Source organism: Bacillus sp. SD088 (genome assembly GCF_017355205.1).
GTDB lineage: Bacteria > Bacillota > Bacilli > Bacillales > Bacillaceae_C > Lederbergia.
In genome coordinates this window covers 164249-183326 of record NZ_JADIJK010000009.1, presented here as the reverse complement: position 1 = coordinate 183326, position 19078 = coordinate 164249, and the positions used below count along the sequence as shown (strand labels likewise).

Annotated in this window: 15 protein-coding genes; 14 read left to right on the top strand and 1 reads right to left on the bottom strand. The window is 37.6% G+C overall.

Annotated features, from left to right (window positions below; genetic code table 11):
* Positions 1-732: 732 nt before the first annotated feature.
* The 7 genes from IPU53_RS10195 (at position 733) to map (ending at position 7053) form a co-directional block, all read left to right on the top strand.
* Positions 733-1302 carry an ECF transporter S component gene (locus tag IPU53_RS10195; RefSeq protein WP_278253267.1) on the top strand — a complete coding sequence of 190 codons (570 nt, stop codon included), beginning with the start codon at positions 733-735 and terminating at the stop codon, positions 1300-1302.
* An 87-nt stretch (positions 1303-1389) separates the two neighbouring features.
* Positions 1390-2904 carry an ABC transporter ATP-binding protein gene (locus IPU53_RS10190; protein ID WP_207450412.1) on the top strand — a complete coding sequence of 505 codons (1515 nt, stop codon included), beginning with the start codon at positions 1390-1392 and terminating at the stop codon, positions 2902-2904.
* The gene (locus IPU53_RS10185) at positions 2879-3661 is read left to right on the top strand and encodes an energy-coupling factor transporter transmembrane component T family protein (RefSeq protein WP_207450410.1); all 783 of its coding nucleotides are present in this window, start codon (positions 2879-2881) and stop codon (positions 3659-3661) included. The genes IPU53_RS10190 and IPU53_RS10185 overlap by 26 nt, the downstream gene beginning before the upstream one ends.
* Before the next feature lie 241 nt (positions 3662-3902).
* A complete protein-coding gene (locus IPU53_RS10180; RefSeq protein WP_207450408.1) occupies positions 3903-4796 on the top strand; it encodes a LysR family transcriptional regulator in 894 nt (297 codons plus the stop codon).
* A 491-nt stretch (positions 4797-5287) separates the two neighbouring features.
* On the top strand, positions 5288-5803 hold the full coding sequence (locus IPU53_RS10175) for an acyl-CoA thioesterase (RefSeq protein ID WP_207450406.1): 516 nt from the start codon (positions 5288-5290) through the stop codon (positions 5801-5803).
* A gap of 32 nt (positions 5804-5835) precedes the next feature.
* Positions 5836-6207: a hypothetical protein gene (locus IPU53_RS10170; protein WP_207450404.1), complete on the top strand. Its 372-nt coding sequence runs from the start codon at positions 5836-5838 to the stop codon at positions 6205-6207.
* 99 nt (positions 6208-6306) lie between these two features.
* On the top strand, positions 6307-7053 hold the full coding sequence (gene map / locus IPU53_RS10165; protein WP_207450401.1) for a type I methionyl aminopeptidase: 747 nt from the start codon (positions 6307-6309) through the stop codon (positions 7051-7053).
* Between the two features lie 491 nt (positions 7054-7544).
* Here the strand turns inward: map and IPU53_RS10160 are convergent, their stop codons facing one another.
* Positions 7545-9575 (bottom strand): beta-galactosidase, encoded by a 2031-nt coding sequence (locus tag IPU53_RS10160; protein ID WP_207450399.1) that lies wholly within the window; start codon positions 9573-9575, stop codon positions 7545-7547.
* 361 nt (positions 9576-9936) lie between these two features.
* On the opposite strand from IPU53_RS10160, the gene IPU53_RS10155 reads away from it, so the two are divergent.
* The 7 genes from IPU53_RS10155 (at position 9937) to IPU53_RS10125 (ending at position 19077) form a co-directional block, all read left to right on the top strand.
* Positions 9937-12837, top strand: coding sequence for a glycoside hydrolase family 3 protein (locus tag IPU53_RS10155; RefSeq protein ID WP_207450397.1), 2901 nt, complete (start codon positions 9937-9939; stop codon positions 12835-12837).
* Between the two features lie 18 nt (positions 12838-12855).
* On the top strand, positions 12856-14679 hold the full coding sequence (locus tag IPU53_RS10150) for a sensor histidine kinase (protein ID WP_207450395.1): 1824 nt from the start codon (positions 12856-12858) through the stop codon (positions 14677-14679).
* On the top strand, positions 14657-16177 hold the full coding sequence (locus IPU53_RS10145) for a response regulator transcription factor (RefSeq protein ID WP_207450393.1): 1521 nt from the start codon (positions 14657-14659) through the stop codon (positions 16175-16177). Before IPU53_RS10150 ends, IPU53_RS10145 begins: the two co-directional genes overlap by 23 nt.
* Before the next feature lie 15 nt (positions 16178-16192).
* On the top strand, positions 16193-16858 hold the full coding sequence (locus tag IPU53_RS10140; protein WP_207450391.1) for a DUF624 domain-containing protein: 666 nt from the start codon (positions 16193-16195) through the stop codon (positions 16856-16858).
* 18 nt (positions 16859-16876) lie between these two features.
* Positions 16877-17167: a hypothetical protein gene (locus tag IPU53_RS10135; protein ID WP_207450389.1), complete on the top strand. Its 291-nt coding sequence runs from the start codon at positions 16877-16879 to the stop codon at positions 17165-17167.
* Positions 17168-17200: 33 nt separating this feature from the next.
* Positions 17201-17884 (top strand): DUF4340 domain-containing protein, encoded by a 684-nt coding sequence (locus IPU53_RS10130; RefSeq protein ID WP_207450386.1) that lies wholly within the window; start codon positions 17201-17203, stop codon positions 17882-17884.
* Positions 17885-18138: 254 nt separating this feature from the next.
* Entirely contained in the window at positions 18139-19077 is a 939-nt protein-coding gene (locus IPU53_RS10125; protein WP_207450422.1) for an ABC transporter permease, read from the top strand.
* Position 19078: the final 1 nt, after the last annotated feature.

Sequence of the window (19078 nt, the reverse complement as noted above, 5' to 3'; positions counted from 1 at the left end):
TAGCACGAGGAAGCTCACCAGCCGCCCGCGGAAAGCGAAGTATATTTCCGGAGCGGGGTATATGAACCTAGTTGTGTGGAAACACTTTTGTCTCAGCCTCCTTGTAATAGAATTGCTTTTAAAGGGGAATCAGCACATGATTGAAATGCTAAGCTTCAAAAGACCAATGTATTCCCTAGTGGAGGAAATAATTATGGATCAAAAGATAAAACACGAACGTTATTGTGATTCAAATATTTATTGTAACCTTCATATCAGTTGATTGGAGCGGAAGGCGGCTTCTCCTGGGGATTAGCGTGACAGGTGAGATCCCTCAGTGAGCTGAGAAGCGAACGAGAAGGCTCATCGCACGGCCCCCGGAAAGCGTCCACCTGAAGCGGAAATTACTGGTGTATAGGCTCTCACGTTGTGTTTACAGGCTCTATTACAATTTATATTGAACAAATTATTTTTTACAAATGGGATTATGAAATTGATTCATATAACTAACTTTTAAGAAAAGTTTGCTTCCCCTCTTAAACTATTGTATAGTAAGGCTAATTACATAAAAGTCCGTCACGGGTGCTTGAGGAATCAGGCTGAGATTGTAGCAATAATCCGCTACTGACCGTTAATCTGATCTGGGTAATGCCAGCGTAGAGAATGATCAATTGATCACAGGGCCCTTCTCGTCGTCTGCGCATTTTTAGACGGCTTTTTTGTATTTTTTAAAAAAGGAAGGGTTGGAGAAGATTGAAGAAATTAAAATTTACAGATTTATTGATTACTGTCATGCTTGGGGTCGTCTTTGGGATAACGATGAAATTTTGGGATGATTTATACACAGTGATTAAGCCAATGTTGCCAGTTGCTCGCCAATTACTTTACGGAATGTGGTTTATGGTTGGACCATTTGCTTTTCTGCTTATTCGCAAGCCAGGTGTTGCTCTACTCGCAAGTATTGCGGCGGCAGGACTATCCGCCTTCATTGGGCATGGAATTGAAGTCCTGATTTATGGATTTATACAAGGGCTAGGTGCCGAGTTATTATTTGCTGTTTTTCGATACAGACGTTTTGGAATGGTCGTTGCTGGATTAGCTGGTGTTATGTCTTGCGCCGCAGGCTTCTTGTTAGATTTGTTTTATGGATACGCAAATCTTGAGGCATGGGCACTTTTCGTCAAATACGGATTACGTGTGATAAGTGCCTTCCTATTTACTGGCGTATTTGCCTATTATATTGTTCGGGCATTAGAAGCTACAGGTGTAACGAATTTGATTCGCCCTGTTGCAAAGGAAGAATATACAGCATTAGATAAATAGGTAGAAAACAAACGATCAGTTAGCCGAAAGCTAATTATGAGCTTAACTATGCACTAGATTGATAGCATGGAAAAAAGGAGTCGACATATGGAAAAACAACAAGACACAAATGCGCTTGCAGTCACAAATCTCCGTTTAAAATTTCCAAACGAACAATCTCTCGTATTTAAAGATCTATCCTTTTCGGTTTCTTTGGGGGAGAAGATCTTATTACTTGGCCCAAGTGGCTGTGGAAAATCGACCTTGCTGCAAGTTTTGAGTGGAATTATTCCTAATTCTATTGAGGTTCCACTTAAATATGAGGCAATCCAATTACCCGAATCATGGGGATTTGTTTTTCAAGATCCTGATACGCAATTTTGTATGCCATATGTGGATGAAGAGCTTGCATTCGTATTGGAAAATCTCCAGGTTCCCAGAAGCGAGATGGATGAAAAAATTCAAACAGCACTTGCAATGGTTGGGTTACAGGGACTTCCTATTCATACCCAGATTCATGATTTGTCACAAGGGATGAAACAACGATTGGCGCTGGCCTCAGTGTTATTACTTCAACCAGAGGTATTATTTCTTGATGAGCCATCGGCTTTATTAGATCCTGGTGGGGTAAAACAAATTTGGCAATCAGTCCAAGAGGTGGCGGCAGAGAAAACAGTACTAATTGTCGAGCATAAAATTGACGAGATTGCTGATTGGGTCGACCGTGTCGTGCTTTTTAAAGACAATGGAGAAATACTAGCAGAGGGCTGCCCAGAAGATATTTTCCACTTTTATAAACAGGAATTGATTCAATACGGGATTTGGTATCCTCAAGTTTGGACAGAGTATTTACAGTCACCAGCTTATGGAAGTCTTCAAACAGCGAGAGAAGAAGAATGTTTAAATCGTGCGGCCGCTAAGCCAATGATTAAGCTTGATGAATTTAGTGGCTACCGAGGTAAAGAAGAGAAAATCCGAATTCCTAAGGCTGAGGTAGCTCCAGGGAGTTGGATCGGCATTATTGGAGAAAATGGAGCGGGGAAAAGTACGTTTTTATTAGCCTTAATGCAATTATTGCATACAACAGGTCAATATGAGCTAGAGGGAAAAAATATTCAATGGAAAAAGCGCAAAAGAACTTTGCCAGCTGGCCTTTCGCTCGTTTTTCAAAATCCTGAGCTCCAATTTGTGACGAATTCGGTTGTGGATGAACTTGCTTTTTCAGAACGATTAAAGGGAGCGAAAGAAGATATACTACAAAGAATTCAACAAAGGATGGAACAATTTCAGCTTCCACCGAATGAAAAACGTCATCCTTTCCAATTATCAATGGGGCAAAAGCGACGCTTAAGTGTTGCCACTGCTTTTGGGACAGGAGAGAAGGTGTTATTACTGGATGAACCAACGTTTGGGCAAGACGCGAAAAATACCTTTATGCTTCTGCAACAATTGGAGAAGCTACGTAAGGAAGGGACCACGATTATCATGGTGACGCATGATGAGCAGATTGTTGAACATTTTGTTACCGAGGTTTGGAGAATTGATCAAGGGGTATTAGCTGAAGTTTTTCAGCAAAATCCTCGAAAGGAGCGAGTTTATGCAGGATCTGTTTACTCCAATTAAAGAAACATGGATTTATCGAGTAAATCCTGCTTTAAAATTTGTGCTATTCTTTCTCTTGTTGCTTATTGTTCTTTTTCAGCGAAATCTCCCATTTGTTTTTCATTTAACTATTCTATATGGCATCCTTCTATACGGATGGAGTGGTTATTCTTGGAAAAAATTAAGCCTTTTTTCGATCCCAATGATCCTATCTTTTTTTTCATCTGCCTTAACGATGATTTTATTTGGCAAAGGAGTACATGTGTGGTGGTCTTGGGGCCTTATAAAAATCTCTGAAGAAAGTATTTATCATGGTTTGTTATTGGGGTGCAAAACCCTTTGCTTTGGGATGATTAGTTTAACATTTTTATTGACCACCCGTCCAATTATGCTTTTTTATGCCTTAATGCAGCAATGTAGGCTTACTCCCAAATATGCTTATAGCTTCATTGCATCGATCCGATTGTTGCCGATGGTTGTAGAGGAACTAAAGACACGTTCAGATGCTTTAAAAGTCCGAAGGGTGCATTTTTCAAGAGGCATAAAAGGGGGATATGAGCGTTTGCGGATGTTTATGGTGCCATTATTTGCCCAAAGCATTCGTCGAGCCCAAAGGGTTGCTGTTGCAATGGAAGCGAAAAGATTTCAAATGAATGGAAGCCGAACATATTATTATCCTACCGTCTATACAAAAATGGATATCGTATTTCTAGGGGTTGTTGCCATTTCATTGTTCTCAGCTTATTTTTTCATTGGAATTATTCCTTATGAAATATAAAACAAGTACTCAAAGCTTATGTTCCGCCAGGACGGTGCGAATTTTACCATTCTACCTAGATCAAGGCGCTATTGTTCAACCATTTTGCCAAAAAATGTCCGATCGTTTATAGTACGGTAGTACGATCTTTCAAAAAGATACTATCATCCTTTAATGAAAGTGAAGGAATTTCATCATCTATTAAGTGATAGTGAGGAAGGAAAAGTACTTCCCGTAAAACAATAAACAGGCGGTGGTTAATGTGAAAACGCAACATCTACGCTATTTTTTGGAGGTGGCGCACACTAGAAATTTTACAAATGCCGCAGAAAATTTATATATTACTCAGCCAGCATTAAGTAGAATCATTAAGTCCTTGGAAGAAGAGATAGGAGCACCTTTATTTATTCGATCGCGAAAAAAGTTACTGTTAACAGATGCTGGGCACGTCTTAGAAAAGCATGCAAAGATCATACATCAGCAGATTGACCTCCTGCATACAGATCTTGATTATTTATTGACATTGAAGAAAGGTCATATTCGTATTGGACTACCTTCAATTATTAATTCATTCTTTTTTTCAGAGATTTTGTCTACTTTTCATCAGAAATATCCCGAAGTGACGTTTCAATTGGAAGAAGATGGTTCAAAAGGAATTGAGGAAAAAATTGTCCATAACCAATTAGATACAGGTGTCGTTGTATTTTCAGGTAAGGGAGAAAACATAGAGTATTTTACTTTCGTCAATGAAAAACTGAAATTATTTGTACCATCTTCTCATCGACTAGTTGGTGAGAAGAATGTGGCATTAGAAAAATTAAAGACAGAGAAATTTATTATGTTTAATCAAGACTTTGAGATGCGGAATCTTGTTTTAACAGCATGTGAGCATGCTGGATTTCGTCCGGAAATTATCTCTGAAACATCGCAATTAGATTTTATCGAAGAAATGGTTGCCTACAACCTAGGTATTACATTATTGCCAGAAAGTACAGGAAAAGAGCTAACAAGTGAAATTAAAACCATCCCGATTGTACATCCCACTATTGAATGGAATTTGGCACTTATATGGAAAAAAGATGATTATCTTTCTCCACTTACAAAAGAATTTATTCAATTTGCGAAGTCAAAGTTAATGCGGATAAAACATACATAGAATGAGTTAGCCATTCGCCACGTATTCTAAAAAGTAGCTGTTCAAAGCCAGTTTCATGGATTTTGAACGGCTTTTTTTATGGCTTAGCGTACTATAAAATTGTCGCTTGTGGATAGGTTGTAATTTTGAGTTTCGTCGTCTAGCTCCAGCGCCCAGCAAACTTTCAGCTTCTTCCTACGATAAGTCAACATCGGCTCATTCTTCGCCGTGTATCCTTTATCTCAGGCCAACAGGATGTTGGTCAGAACGGCGTTGTGCCAGGATGGCACGTTTTTAGCCGTTCATCCTTATTAAGAAAGTTTGTACGTCGCTAAACGGGCGCTTGCGCTTTTGTTCTGGAATGCTGCCACTTAAATGAGAGCGATTCCATGTAAAAATGTTATAGAGGCTATGAATGAATGGCATTTTACGAATATAGTCGACAGGATTATAATCATCGTTATGTGAAAGGGATGAATCCTTTTCTTTTAAATTGTTATAGGGTGGTACGAATGGAAGCTAAAAAAATGAAAGAAACACGTGTAGTTCAAACAGATCAAGTTTTGATTAATGATTTGAATAATTATCATACATTATTTGGTGGCGTACTGATGAAGAAAATGGATGCTTGTGCGACACTTTCAGCTAGAAGGCATGCGAGAGTCAAAGAATGCGTGACTGCATCAACAGATTCTGTTAATTTTATCGAGCCTATTCGCCAATCAGATTCTGTCTGTATTGAATCCTTTGTAAGCTATACAGGAAGAAAATCAATGGAAATTTTCTGTAAGGTGATTGCAGAAGATTTAGAGACAGGCTTTCGTAGAATTGCCACTACGGCCTTTCTAACCTTTGTGCCATTAGGTGGAGACAAAAAACCACTGGAAGTCGCGAAAATTATCCCAGAAACAGAAGAAGAAAAATATTTGTTTGAAACAGGAAAAGAGCGAGAACAAATTCGCAAACTAAAAAGACAAAAAAATAAAGAACTTGTAGAAAACCTAGTGTTAACAAAGCCATGGGATTAATCAGGAAATGACGAAAAAAGGAGATCAACAAAATGTTAGTAGCACCATGTTTACATGATTTAATGCAGGCAAAATATGAAATTGAGTATTTAAATAAAACTAGGCCGACACTATTTCATAAATTTATAAATATCATTCAACTGACTCGTCAATTGCATTATAAATATCAATTGATGGGAGCCATGATTATGGATGAAGACCCGAGTGAATTTATTACGAATACACAAAACGATTATGTATTCTCCGTCTACAAAGCAGAAATTGATAAATTAAAAGCTGATCATACATTTCAAATTCTTAAACAATTTTTAGCAAGGAATAAAGAAATGAGCTATGGGCATATTTGTAAATTAGCGTTAGGCATTCATCCAAGTGTATTGGTTGGCCCAACGTTTGTCCGTTAAATCCTAGTTTCAAGAGCGATCGTTTTTTCCATTTGTATTCATTGACAATCAATATTAAAATGAATATAGAGGTTTTAGGAAAAATGAGGTGGAAAGACGATGATTACATTAAAAACTGAAAGAGAAATTCAATTAATGCATGAAGCGGGTAAAGTATTGGCTGCTTGTCATAAAGAGATTGCGAAGCTTGTGAAGCCAGGAGTTACGACAGCAGAAATAGATCAGTTCGTAGAGAAATTTTTAGCGAAACATGGAGCTACTCCAGAGCAAAAGGGGTATAAGGGATATAAGTATGCCACTTGTGCGTCTGTCAATGATGAAATCTGCCACGGTTTCCCACGTAAAACACCACTTAAAGAAGGCGATCTTGTGACCGTTGATATGGTGGTTAACCTTAACGGCGCTCTAGCTGATTCAGCATGGAGTTATGCGGTAGGGGAGGTTTCTGAAGAAACGAAAACATTGTTGGAAGTCACTAAAAATGCTTTATATAAAGGGATTGAACAGGCTGTAATTGGAAATCGCTTGGGCGATATTGGTCATGCGATTCAATCTTATGTAGAACCAGAAGGCTTTTCCGTTGTTCGGGAATTCACGGGTCATGGAATCGGCCCGACTCTCCATGAACCGCCACAAATACTCCATTACGGTCCAGCTGGAAAGGGCCTGCGCTTAAAAGAAGGCATGGTCATCACAATTGAACCAATGGTAAATGAAGGGGTCTGGCAATCGAAAATGGATGATAATGGCTGGACGGCGAGAACAATGGATGGCAAGCGTTCTGCCCAATATGAGCATACATTGGCAATTACGAAGGACGGACCTTTAATCCTGACAGAACAATAAGAACGACGGAGTGGTCACATAGCAGCTGCATAAAGCTCTATGTGACCATTTTTGTGTCTTTTTATTGCTTGGACTGCTACGGTCGTGACGTTAATGATATTTTAAAGAGAAAAACGTAAGGGCGGGAGCATCGGCTGTAACGCTAATGATCATTTAAAGAGAAAAACGTAAGGGCGGGAGCATCGGCTGTAACGCTAATGATCATTTAAAGAGAAAAGCGTAAGGGCGAGAGCATCGGCCGTGACGGTAATGGTCTTTTAAAGAGAAAAGCGTAAGGGCGGGAGCATCGACCGTGACGTTAATGATCGTTTAAGAAGAAAAACGTAAGGGCGATGACCACGGCTGTGTCGCTAATGAATTTTAAAAGAGAGAAGCGTTAGGATAAAAGCAATCCGAAAGTGCCAGAAATAAAAAGAACTTGCCACAGCGGTCGCCTTGGCAAGTTAAGCAAAATATAGATAGATTTCCTATTTCGTAGCTTCAGAGAACTTTTAGTCACTATCAGTTAAAATCATGACAGCATGGGCTTCAATTGATACGATTCCATTGACTGTTTCACCAGTGAGAAGATCACGTTTTTGCTCGTTTCCTAATTCAAACTGGCTCTTTTTATCATTATGATTCATAACAAATAAATAATCTCGGCCCTCTTTAACCCTTTTCGAGACTTCCACCCCAGATTCGGATGTTAATAGTGATTTAATCTCTTTATCTGCACAGAGATCCGCAATGAGCCCTTTTAAAAATTCGCTATCTGGACTGGAGGCGATATACCAGGCTTCTCCAGAGCCAAATTTATTTCTAGTTACAGCTGGCATCCCTTTGTAGAAATCATTTCCATATTCAGCTATAACCTCAGCTCCCTCAGAATGGATGAGGTCGAAAAGAATATTGCATGTATATTCCCCATTTAAATGATTTGTTTTATCTTTCATGACGATACGATTATATATATCTGGATGGAGAGCATCAATTTCTTCAGACCAAATGCCCAATAGCTTCCTTAATTTTCCGGGATAGCCGCCTGTTGTCACAAGATCATGTTCATCGACAATACCGCTAAAGAAAGTTGTCGCAAAAGTACCGCCATTCGCCACAAAATTTTCTAGTTTTTTATGATAATCCTCTTTGACCATATATAGAACTGGCGCAATGATAAGGTCGTATTTGTCTAGATCCACTTCAACGCCGATCATATCAACCTGAATGTTTTGTTGATAAAGAGCATCATAATATTTATGGACTTCCTTTACATAATCTAATGCCACAGATGGGCCACTTGTTAAATCGATACCCCAGCGGTTTTCCCAATCAAAGACAATCGCTACCTTTGCTTCCACACGTGCATCAATTATTTGCTCAGAGAGCTGACCTAATTCCTTGCCTAAAGCGGTTGTTTCTTGGAAGACGCGAGTATGCTCATGTCCTACATGCTCAACCACAGCCCCATGAAATTTCTCCGCTGCTCCAATAGACCGACGTAATTGGAAAAACAACACCGTATCAGCGCCACGCGAAACTGCCTGATAACTCCACAATCGCATCACTCCTGGACGTTTAAGCGAATTATAGGCCTGCCAGTTTTGTTGACTCGGTGTTTGTTCCATTAACATGAAAGGCTTTCCACTTTTGAGCCCTCTCATCAGATCATGTGTCATCGCCGTCATGCTTATTGGTGTATCTATGGAGGGGTAATTATCCCATGAAACGACATCCATCTCTTTTCCCCACTTGAAATAATCTAATTCTGGATAAAGACCCATTAAATTTGTTGTAATCGGGATATCTGGTGTATGCTTGCGAATAGCCTCCCTTTCAATTTTAAAACAATCTAGTAAACTATCTGATTGGAAACGTCGATAGTCAAGAGAGATCCCTTGGAAATTGGTGCGATTGCCGTCCCATTCTTCACTCAATACATTTGGTGGTACTATTTCAGCCCACTCGTAGAAGGTATGTCCCCAAAACGCAGTATTCCAAGATTGATTCACCGCTTCGATAGACTGGTAGCGCCCCTTTAACCAAGCACGAAATGCTTCCGCACAGTTATTACAATAACAATATCCGCCATATTCATTATTAATATGCCAAATTAAAACAGCTGGATGATCTTTATATCGTTCAGCAAGTTTTTCCGCCATTCTTTCCGAATACATACGAAATGTTGGACTATTGGGACAGGAGTTATGCCTTCCGCCAAATTTGCGCTTTCTCCCATTGTAATCCACACGTAAAACATCGGGATGCTTTTTTGCCATCCAAGCAGGATGTGCGGCAGTACTTGTTCCTAAACAAGTATAAATTCCATTTTTATATAGGCGATCGATTGTCGCATCCAATCCGGAAAAATCATATGTATTTTCATCTGGTTGATTGTGAGCCCACGCAAACACATTTAAAGTTGCAACATCTATCCCTGCTAATTTAAACATGCGAACGTCTTCATTCCAGATTTCTTCATCCCATTGCTCTGGGTTATAATCGCCCCCGTACCATATCTTAGGTAATGTCTCATTTATCATACTTTTCCACCTCTTTCATAATTAACCTCATCTTAGCGCCTCTATCTGAATCAGTCAACGAAAAAATCGAAACGTTTGGATAAGGGAGGATCTTTTGAATTTAAAAACACTAGAATGTTTACTTTATTGAAATAAAAACACTAATTTTGAATGATTTTCAAGCTAATTTGTTGTGTATTTATTGATGAATCCCTGTGCTACCATTAATAGTAACATTTCTATGAAAGCGTTTTGACTATCGATGTTCATTTGAGTAAACGCTAATTTTAGGTATTGTCAAAAGTTCTATGAAAACAAAAACCTAAAAGTAGATCCATAGTCAATATGTGGTGGCAAGCTGTCGCATCATAAGGGGGAAACAATGAAGGAGCAAAAGCGATTATTTAAAGATATAAATGAGCCATTGGAAGCAAGAGTAACCCATTTACTAGAGCTATTAACGCAAGATGAAAAAATCAGCTTATTATCAACATCTCAAAGTGCCATTCCCCGTTTAGGCATCAAGGAATACCAGGTTGGTGGCGAAGCAGCTCATGGAGTTGTAGATAGGAATGGAGGAAAGACGACCGTTTTTCCACAGCCGATTGGATTATCTAGTACATGGAATCGTGAGCTAATGAAAAAGGTCGGTAGTGTGATTGGCGATGAGGCACGCATTTTTTATGAACAAAATCAACAAAAAACAGGTTTAACCCTTTGGGCACCAACGATTGATATGGAGCGTGATCCGAGATGGGGACGGACAGAGGAAGCGTACGGGGAGGATCCTTATTTAACAGGCCAACTAGCAACCGAACTGATTAAAGGAATGCAGGGAGAGGACCCGTTTTATCTCAAACTAGTAGCAGCTCCTAAGCATTTCTATGGAAATAATAACGAGTATGGCAGAGAGCGGATTTCAAACAGCATTGACCCGCGTAATCGATATGAGTATTATTTAAAAGCTTTTGAACCTGCTTTTAAAGAAGGGAAGGCTTTGTCTATGATGACGGCATATAATGGGGTCAATGGCGTTCCGGCGATGCAAATTCGAGAAATAAAAGAAGTTGTGAAGAAACAATGGAAAATGGATGGTTTTGTTGTGTGTGATGGCGGGGCATTGACTTTGAATGTGGAGGAATATGGCTATTATTCCTCCTTCGCTGAAGCTTTAGCTGATGCTTTGAAAAAAGGGATTGATTGCTTTGTAGATGATAAGGAACGAGTGGAAGAAGCGGCTCGACAAGCTTTGACACAACAACTGATCACTGAGGAGGAGCTAACCGAAGCAATTGGTAATATGTTAAAAGTTCGTTTCCGCTTAGGTCATTTTGATGGTGACACGAGCAAAAATCCTTATTTCCAAGTGGACCAAACTAGATTATGCTCTAAAGAACACGCGGATTTAGCACTTGAAGCAACGAATGAATCGATCGTTCTTCTAAAGAACGCTGGGCAGATGCTTCCACTCCAAAAAGAAAAACTAAAAAAAATTGCAGTCATTGGGCCAACGGCAGATATTGTGTACCGCGATTGGTATACAGGCTATTCTCCCTATCAAATTACCCCTTTAATGGGGATTCAAAATAAATGTCATAATTATATGGTCAGCTTTGTTAAAGGAAATGATAAAATAGCGCTGAAATCGTTTGACAAGGAAGCATATATGACAATGGCCGCAGATGACAAAATAGTATTTCAGGCTAATTCAATTGGAGAAAAGGAAATTTTTGAGATAGAGGAATGGGGGTGGAATGGAAATCTGTTGAAAAATGTAGCCAATCAGCGTTATATATGCCAAAACGAACAGGATGCAACGTTTAAGGCAAATAGTCAAGAGGTTTTTAATTGGTTTATTCGAGAAAAAATAGGCTTTCATCCAGTAGATGAAAATAAGGGAATGTACTATCTGTCCACATGGCAGGGGGAATCATTAAAGGTGGCAGAAGACAATGGATTGACAATAGGAAGCCAACCGGGGGTTTTTCAGAAGCAAATTCTATCATCAGGTATCAATGAAGCGGTCCAAGCTGCGAAAGAGAGCGATGTGGCGATTGTTTGCTTAGGGAATAACCCGATGCTAAACGGTAGAGAAACAGAGGATCGTTCTGATATTATCCTGCCAAAGCAGCAACAAAAACTATTGGAAGAGGTATACAAGGTAAATAATAATGTGGTTTTAGTACTGATTAGTAGCTATCCCATAGCTGTGAATTGGGCACAGGAACATATCCCTGCTATTCTATATTCTTCCCATGGGTCACAAATGCTTGGGGAAAGTATTGCTTCCATTTTATTTGGCGATGAAGTACCATCTGGAAAATTAAGTATGACTTGGTATAAAGGTGTTCGACAATTACCGACAATTTTCGACTATGATATAATAAAGTCGAAAAGGACGTATCAATACTTTGATGAAGAAGTTTTATACCCTTTTGGTCACGGATTAAGTTATACAACCTGTAAATATGATCAACTACAACTTGATACAACAACGCTTTTAAAAAACGAATTGGTTTCTGCTCAAGTTTGCATAGAAAATACAAGTGAGCATCCCACCCATGAAGTAGTGCAATTGTATGCCACAGTTCAAGGTTCAGCTCTTCCAAGGCCACGTAGGCAGCTGGTAGATTTTAAGAAAATAAAACTGCATCCCTTTGAAAAAAAGACAATTTCATTAAAAATGGAAGCGGATCAATTATTGATTTGGAATGTGAATGAAGAGCAATATACGTTAGAAACAGGTTCATGTATGCTCTCCGTCGGTACATCGAGTGAAGATATAAGATTTAAAGAATTTATTCGAATTCAGGGTGTTAATATCACTCACCGCTCCTTAAAGGAAGTAACGAAAGCTGAAAATTATAATGATTATGCCAGTGTATATTTGGATAAAGGTGAAAATGGTCTGAATTGTGTGACAAATCGGTTGGATGGATGGATCAAATTTGAAAATGTTGAGATGATTGCTGAAAAGCTTTGTTTGACATTGCGCGTGACTACAGATGGAGGACCTGGAAAAGTAAAGCTGAACATCGATCGGATTGAGCATGCGGTAGTAACGGAGAAGGAATTTACAGTCAGCTATCCTGGAGAGTGGATCGATGTTCAATTGCCATTTACAGCTATTGCAGACTTACACGATCTATTTATCGTAATGGAAGGACCTGTCTCAATCAACACATTACAATTAAAAAAGAGAGATGGTTCTGGCGGAGAGAAATGGAAGCGCATATCATTAAGAAAAAAATATGATTTCGGTGTAGTTGATATGATCATCTGAAGTTTAGAGGGTCAGGTGATGGCAGTGAAATATCTTATAAAATTAACTGGCACGATTACCAATAAAAAGGTAAAAATTAAATTATTAGGCATTTATTTAGTTGTAACTGTCATTCCTATCCTACTGATTGGATTATACCTAAATTACAGTATGCGAGATGTTGTTCTTAATAATACGATTAATGAAGTGAACGCAAATGTTGATAAGCTAGAAATGAGATTAAATACCATTTTAGATCGAGCTATTAATATCTCAGATCAAATTTACATTAGTAATGATTTAAAGAAGGTGCTGGGGCAAGAGTACAAAAACAATCTTGAAATTTATAACGCTTATGCCACCTATCCGATCTTTACTAATTATTTACGCTATTACAATGAAATTGGAAATATTCGGTTCTATATGACAAAGGAAATGATTACAAATTCGCAATTTGTATATGCAGATCAAGAGACTAGGAATCAGGATTGGTATCAAAAGGCTGTCGAGAGACAAGGACGAATTTCTTGGGAATATATGCAAGACAAATGGACGGAAAACGCCTACCTAACACTGACCCGGTCAGTTTATGGGGATGATCGTGAATTATTAGGGGTGTTAGCGATCGAGATTTCCCCTAATAATCTGACAGCCATTTCGAAAAGTGAGTTATTTGATGTGTTTGTTTCTCTAGATAATAAAAAAATTGTTCATAGCAAGGACCCGAGTTATTTAGGGCAAGATCCTTCTTTTATCAAAAAGGCTGATATACAAGAAGAATCTATTATTTATGATACAGAGTTTAAGGAAGAAAAATATAAAATTTATTTACGATCTTTTAAGCCTAGCAAAACTTTAGAAAATCAAATCCAAATTACAGCATTAATTCCGATTGAAGATGTGATTAAAGATTCAAAATCCGTTTTATATAATGGATTTTTGATTGTGATGATTTGTTTGATTATTTCGATCACGCTAATAGGTCTCTTTATTAGATCATTCGACAAACGGGTCCATCTGCTTCGAAATGCCATGAACAATATCGCGAAAGGAAATTTCGCCATCAAGGAGCGAAAATTGGGTGGAGATGAGATTGGGCAGGCGTATGATGATTTAGTGCTGACCGCTGATAGTATTAAACAACTGATCAATGAAGTATATGTTCATAAAATCAATGAAGAACAATGGAAAAGAAGACAAAAAGAGTCTGAATTTAAAATGTTATCGAGTCAAATCAATCCTCATTTTCTCTATAACACATTGGAGATGATTCGTATGAAGGCGTTGATTAGTAAAGATCAAGAGGTAGCAAGAAGTGTCATGTTGCTTAGTCAAATGATGCGATCCAGTTTAGAAGTTTCTGATCAACCGATTTTATTAGAATCTGAAATTAACTTAATCAAAACATATTTAGAAATTCAGAAAATGCGTTTTGGTGATAGGGTGAATTTTAGTATTGACATTGAATGTGATATTCAAGACTATTACATATTCCCATTACTGCTTCAACCCGTTGTTGAGAATTCCATCATTCATGGGATCGATCAAGAAATGGAAGCGAGTATGGTAAAAATTAAGGTGTTTAAAACAGCTGATAACCTTGTGATCGAAGTCAGAGATAATGGGGTAGGAATCGCATCTGATGCCTTAATTTTATTAAAGAAAGGATTAGATGAATCAGAGGACAACACGCGATACAGTAGTGGGATTGGCATGAATAATGTCAATAAAAGGATTAAATTATACTATGGTGAAGCATATGGAGTCGATATTGAGAGTGAGCATGGGATTGGTACGGTTGTAACCTTGTTCCTACCTTCAAAGAAAGGACCGGATTCAGATGCGGAAATTACTAATCATTGACGATGAACCGATTATCCAAGAAGGGTTAAAGCATGTCATCCCTTGGGATGAATTTGGTTACGAAATTTGTGATGTTGGGATCAATGGCCGAGATGGTCTAAATAAGATTCGTATACATCAGCCGGATTTAGTGATGCTTGATATTCGGATGCCTGGATTGTCGGGGATTGATATTATTAGCCAGTTAAAGAAGGAAAATTTCACTACTAAATTTATCATTTTAACCGCTTATTCTAGTTTTTCTTATGCGAAGAAACTAATGGGTTTAGGGATTGAGCATTATTTACTAAAACCAATAGTGGAAACAGAGTTAATCCAAGTTCTTGGTAAAATTGAACAGGAAAGGATTGAGGAACAGAAACTACAGGATCAACTAGCTTCCTATAATCAACTGAATGAAGAACGGACATTAAGGGCCTTATTGGAGGGAAAGCAAGACGATTTGGATGAACCTTTACTAAGAGAATTAAAGGGAAAGGAATTACACCTTGTTCGAATTTGCGGCGACTTGAAGCAAAGTAATAATTCATGGTTAAAGGAAAAGGTGGCTGAAAATGCAGAACATATAAAATTAATTAGAAAAGATGATTTTGACCATTTGCTGTTCATTCAGAACAGTCCTGCTTTTATGAAGCTGTTTTTGGCAAAAATGAGAAAGGTGTTTCAAGAAAATGCCGGACAAGCAATTGTTTTGCTGATTGCAAATGTAATTGACCGTCCAGCAATATTATTCACTGCTTACAAGCAAATAAAAGAATTAATGAATTTCCATTTTTGCTTCAGCGAGAAGCAGATTTTGCACTATCAGGAGTTTACAACTTGTACGAAAGTTACGAAGAAACCAGATGAGGGACAAAATAGAAGAAAGCTTTATCATTATATAGAGTTTGGCGATAAAAGGAATATTAAAAAGATAGTCTCTGAGTTAGAACTTTATTACCGAACCAGCCACTTTTCAAAAGAAAGAATTAAATTAGAGCTCTTTGAATGGTGTGTTTCTTTATTTGGTTTTATCCAAGAAAACTACCTAGATATAAATATTGTCGATAAAAATGTTTTGGAAAATAAAATAAATAGCCAAATAAATCTTCAGAGCATCATGCAACTGATTGTGAATGAACTATTGCTAATTAGTGAATCGATTCATGGTGGTTCCCCAACAAAAGGACATATTGTTGATAAGGTGAAAGAATATATTCATATTTACTTTAATGAAGATATCAGCTTAAAGTATGTGGCAAATTTATTCCATTACAATAGTGCCTATTTAGGAAAGTTATTTAAAAAGGAAACGGGAGAGTATTTTAACGTTTATTTGCATCAAGTACGGATTTACAAAGCGAAGGAATTATTGATGAGTGACAAATATAAAGTGAATGAGATTTCCAGATTAGTTGGATATTCCAATGCTGATTATTTTTATAAAAATTTTAAGCAGTATGAAAATATGAGTCCCAAGGAATATCAAATGAAACAGCGAAAGGGAATCACCAGCTAATGAAGAGGGATAAGCATGGCTAAACCAGTGACAGACAGACCGGCATATATAATCATGAAGTATCTTTATTATTTTTTTATGACGAATCTTTACTTTATTCTATCTAATCTATTATTTCTTAGCGTGTTTTACTTAGCCGACTTCGTGTTTGAAAATATTCTATTGTTTTATATTACGTTAATCCCAATGGGGCCGGCAATAACAGCTGTACTTTCAACGATGGGAAAATTAGTAAGAGAGAAAGACCTTCAAGTCACAAAGGACTTTTTTAAAGCCTATACACTTAACTTTTGGCCAACGATGAAATATTGGTTGATTCAATTAACCATTTTATTAATTTTGGCGATTGATATTGGTTATTCTACGAATAACCGCAATATTTTTTCACCTGTATTTCTTCTATTGCTCGTTGTCTGTGTATTTATAATGATTTATGCTTTTCCGATTATTTCAAGATTTGAAGTGAAATTGAAAAATCTCTTTATTATTTCTGTCTATTCCGTTTTCAAATTTTTCAAAGCAACTCTTTTAAATATTACAAGTATGATCGCCTTTGGCATTATTTATTGGACTTTCCCAAGTATCAGCTTTTTATTTTCGATTAGCTTAATTGGTTATTTTGTGATGTTAAACTTACAACAACCATTAAGCTATTTAGAGTCGAAAATGTCTAAAGGATAGGAGGATGGAGGAACAACTTTGCGAGGACTTACTATAAAAACAACCAGTTTATTGATTATTTTTTTCCTGATTATCAGCTCCTTATTGGTTATTTTAGCTAAAAAGGAATACCAATCGGGGGAACAGGTTTCTCTGGAATCAGATGAAAATGCGGGGGAAACGCGGGATAATCAGCAAACACAGCCGGTTCTTTCGATCCAACCAGATCAAGTTCACCACATCACACTTCAGAATGCTGAAGAAACTATTGAACTCGCACCTGATTCACCTTATTCAGAGGAAGAAGTTCGAACTAATTTGAGTGGATGATATATACATCAACCTTATCGAAATACCTATAGTGTGAAATACAATCCACTTGTCAACATGATATATGGGATAGAGGAATTAGAATGGGAAGAAATCATTGGCGAGGAAAAAAAACTTGAAATGTATGGATTAGAAACGCCGGATATGAAACTAACTTTTCAATCCGAAGAAGGGGAGGAAACCCTCATTCTTGGTGATCAGACTGGGGACGGGAAACGTTATGCAAAATTAAGTGATAGTGAGCAAGTTGGAACGATTGTGGAGGATGTTTTACAGCCTTACCAATTACAAGCGTTTGAGCTGGTCGAGAAATTCGTAAAAATTATTGCAATCGACGTGCTGGATCAATTGCAAATTAGTGATGGAGATCAGGAAATTGTCATTAAAATTGACCATCAATTTGATCAGGATGGACAAGGATCTCCAGTCTTTTTTATTAATGATCAAGAGGTAGGAGAAGATATTTTTAGAGATTTATATAAAGATATTGCTGGCTTATCTGTGCATGATGTTGTGAAGAATGCGACGTATCATACTCCTGAAGCCACTATGACTTACACGATCTTTCAAGATGACCAAGGGGATAAAAGCGAGATAAATGTGGAACTTGTATCTTATGATCAGGACAACTTTGCGGTATTTTTGAATGGAAAAGCAGATTTTTTACTGGAAAAATCGCTCTTTAAAAATATGCTTGAAAAGATAAAGCAAACATAATACCAGCAGAGAAGCATTTGATTCTTACTTTCAAAAGTGATAATCGAATGCTTCTTTATCGTTTTAGGAAACGAAAATGCCGCAAGGCGGAGCTGTATGAATAAGAATATAAGCAGATGTCTAATTTTTACGTGAAATTTACACTTTTTTAATAGGTATAAAGGGAAAGCGATTTCAGTTAGCATACTAGATAAGGAATTAGTTGATTAAGATTATTTGGTAGATGAGGGGGGAAAGATGTGGCAAAAACAGCTATGGAATTGAAAGGGAAAACAAATAAGCCATTAAATAATACTTGGAAAAAAATCAAAAGTCAAAAGGCATTAATCTTAATGTCTCTTCCATTTGTCATTTGGTTAATCGTTTTCAAGTATATTCCTCTCGCCGGATGGACGATGGCTTTTCAAGATTATTCACCTGCTAAGGGGCTTTTTGATCAAGATTGGGTAGGTTTAAAGCATTTTAAAGTACTATTTAAAGAGGATATCTTTTACCAAGCATTAACAAACACATTAGGAATGGGGGCTCTTGGCCTCATTTTTGGGACGGCTACCTCGATTGCCTTTGCTTTACTTATTAATGAAGTAAGATTACTAAAATTCAAGAAATTAACGCAAACGATTTCTTATTTACCCCATTTTGTTTCATGGGTCATCGTGGCGAATATAGTCACAACGATGTTAGCTCCAGAAGGAATAGTAAATAATTTATTAATGGCGACTCATTTAATCGACAAACCCATTGGATTTATGTCAAGTCCGAATATGTTTTGGGGAATTGTCACGACAGCTGATGTATGGAAAGAAACCGGCTGGAATGCGATCATTTATTTGGCAGCGATGACAGGGGTAGACCCGCAATTATATGAGGCAGCAAAAGTGGATGGTGCCAGTCGTTGGAAACAAATGTGGCATATTACATTACCGAGTATTCGACCGGTTATTATAGTGTTATTAATTTTAAATATCGGAAACTTAATTAATATTGGCTTCGAAAAACAAATGCTATTAGGCAATAATATTGTTGCTGAAAAATCCCTCGTGATTGACTTGTATGCGCTAAATTACGGGATCGGAATGTTCCGATATTCCTTCGGTACCGCTATTGGGATTTTTAAATCGGTTATTAGTGTCGTTTTAATCGTCATTTGTAATAATATTGCGAGGAAAACAGGGGATGGCGGAATCTATTAAG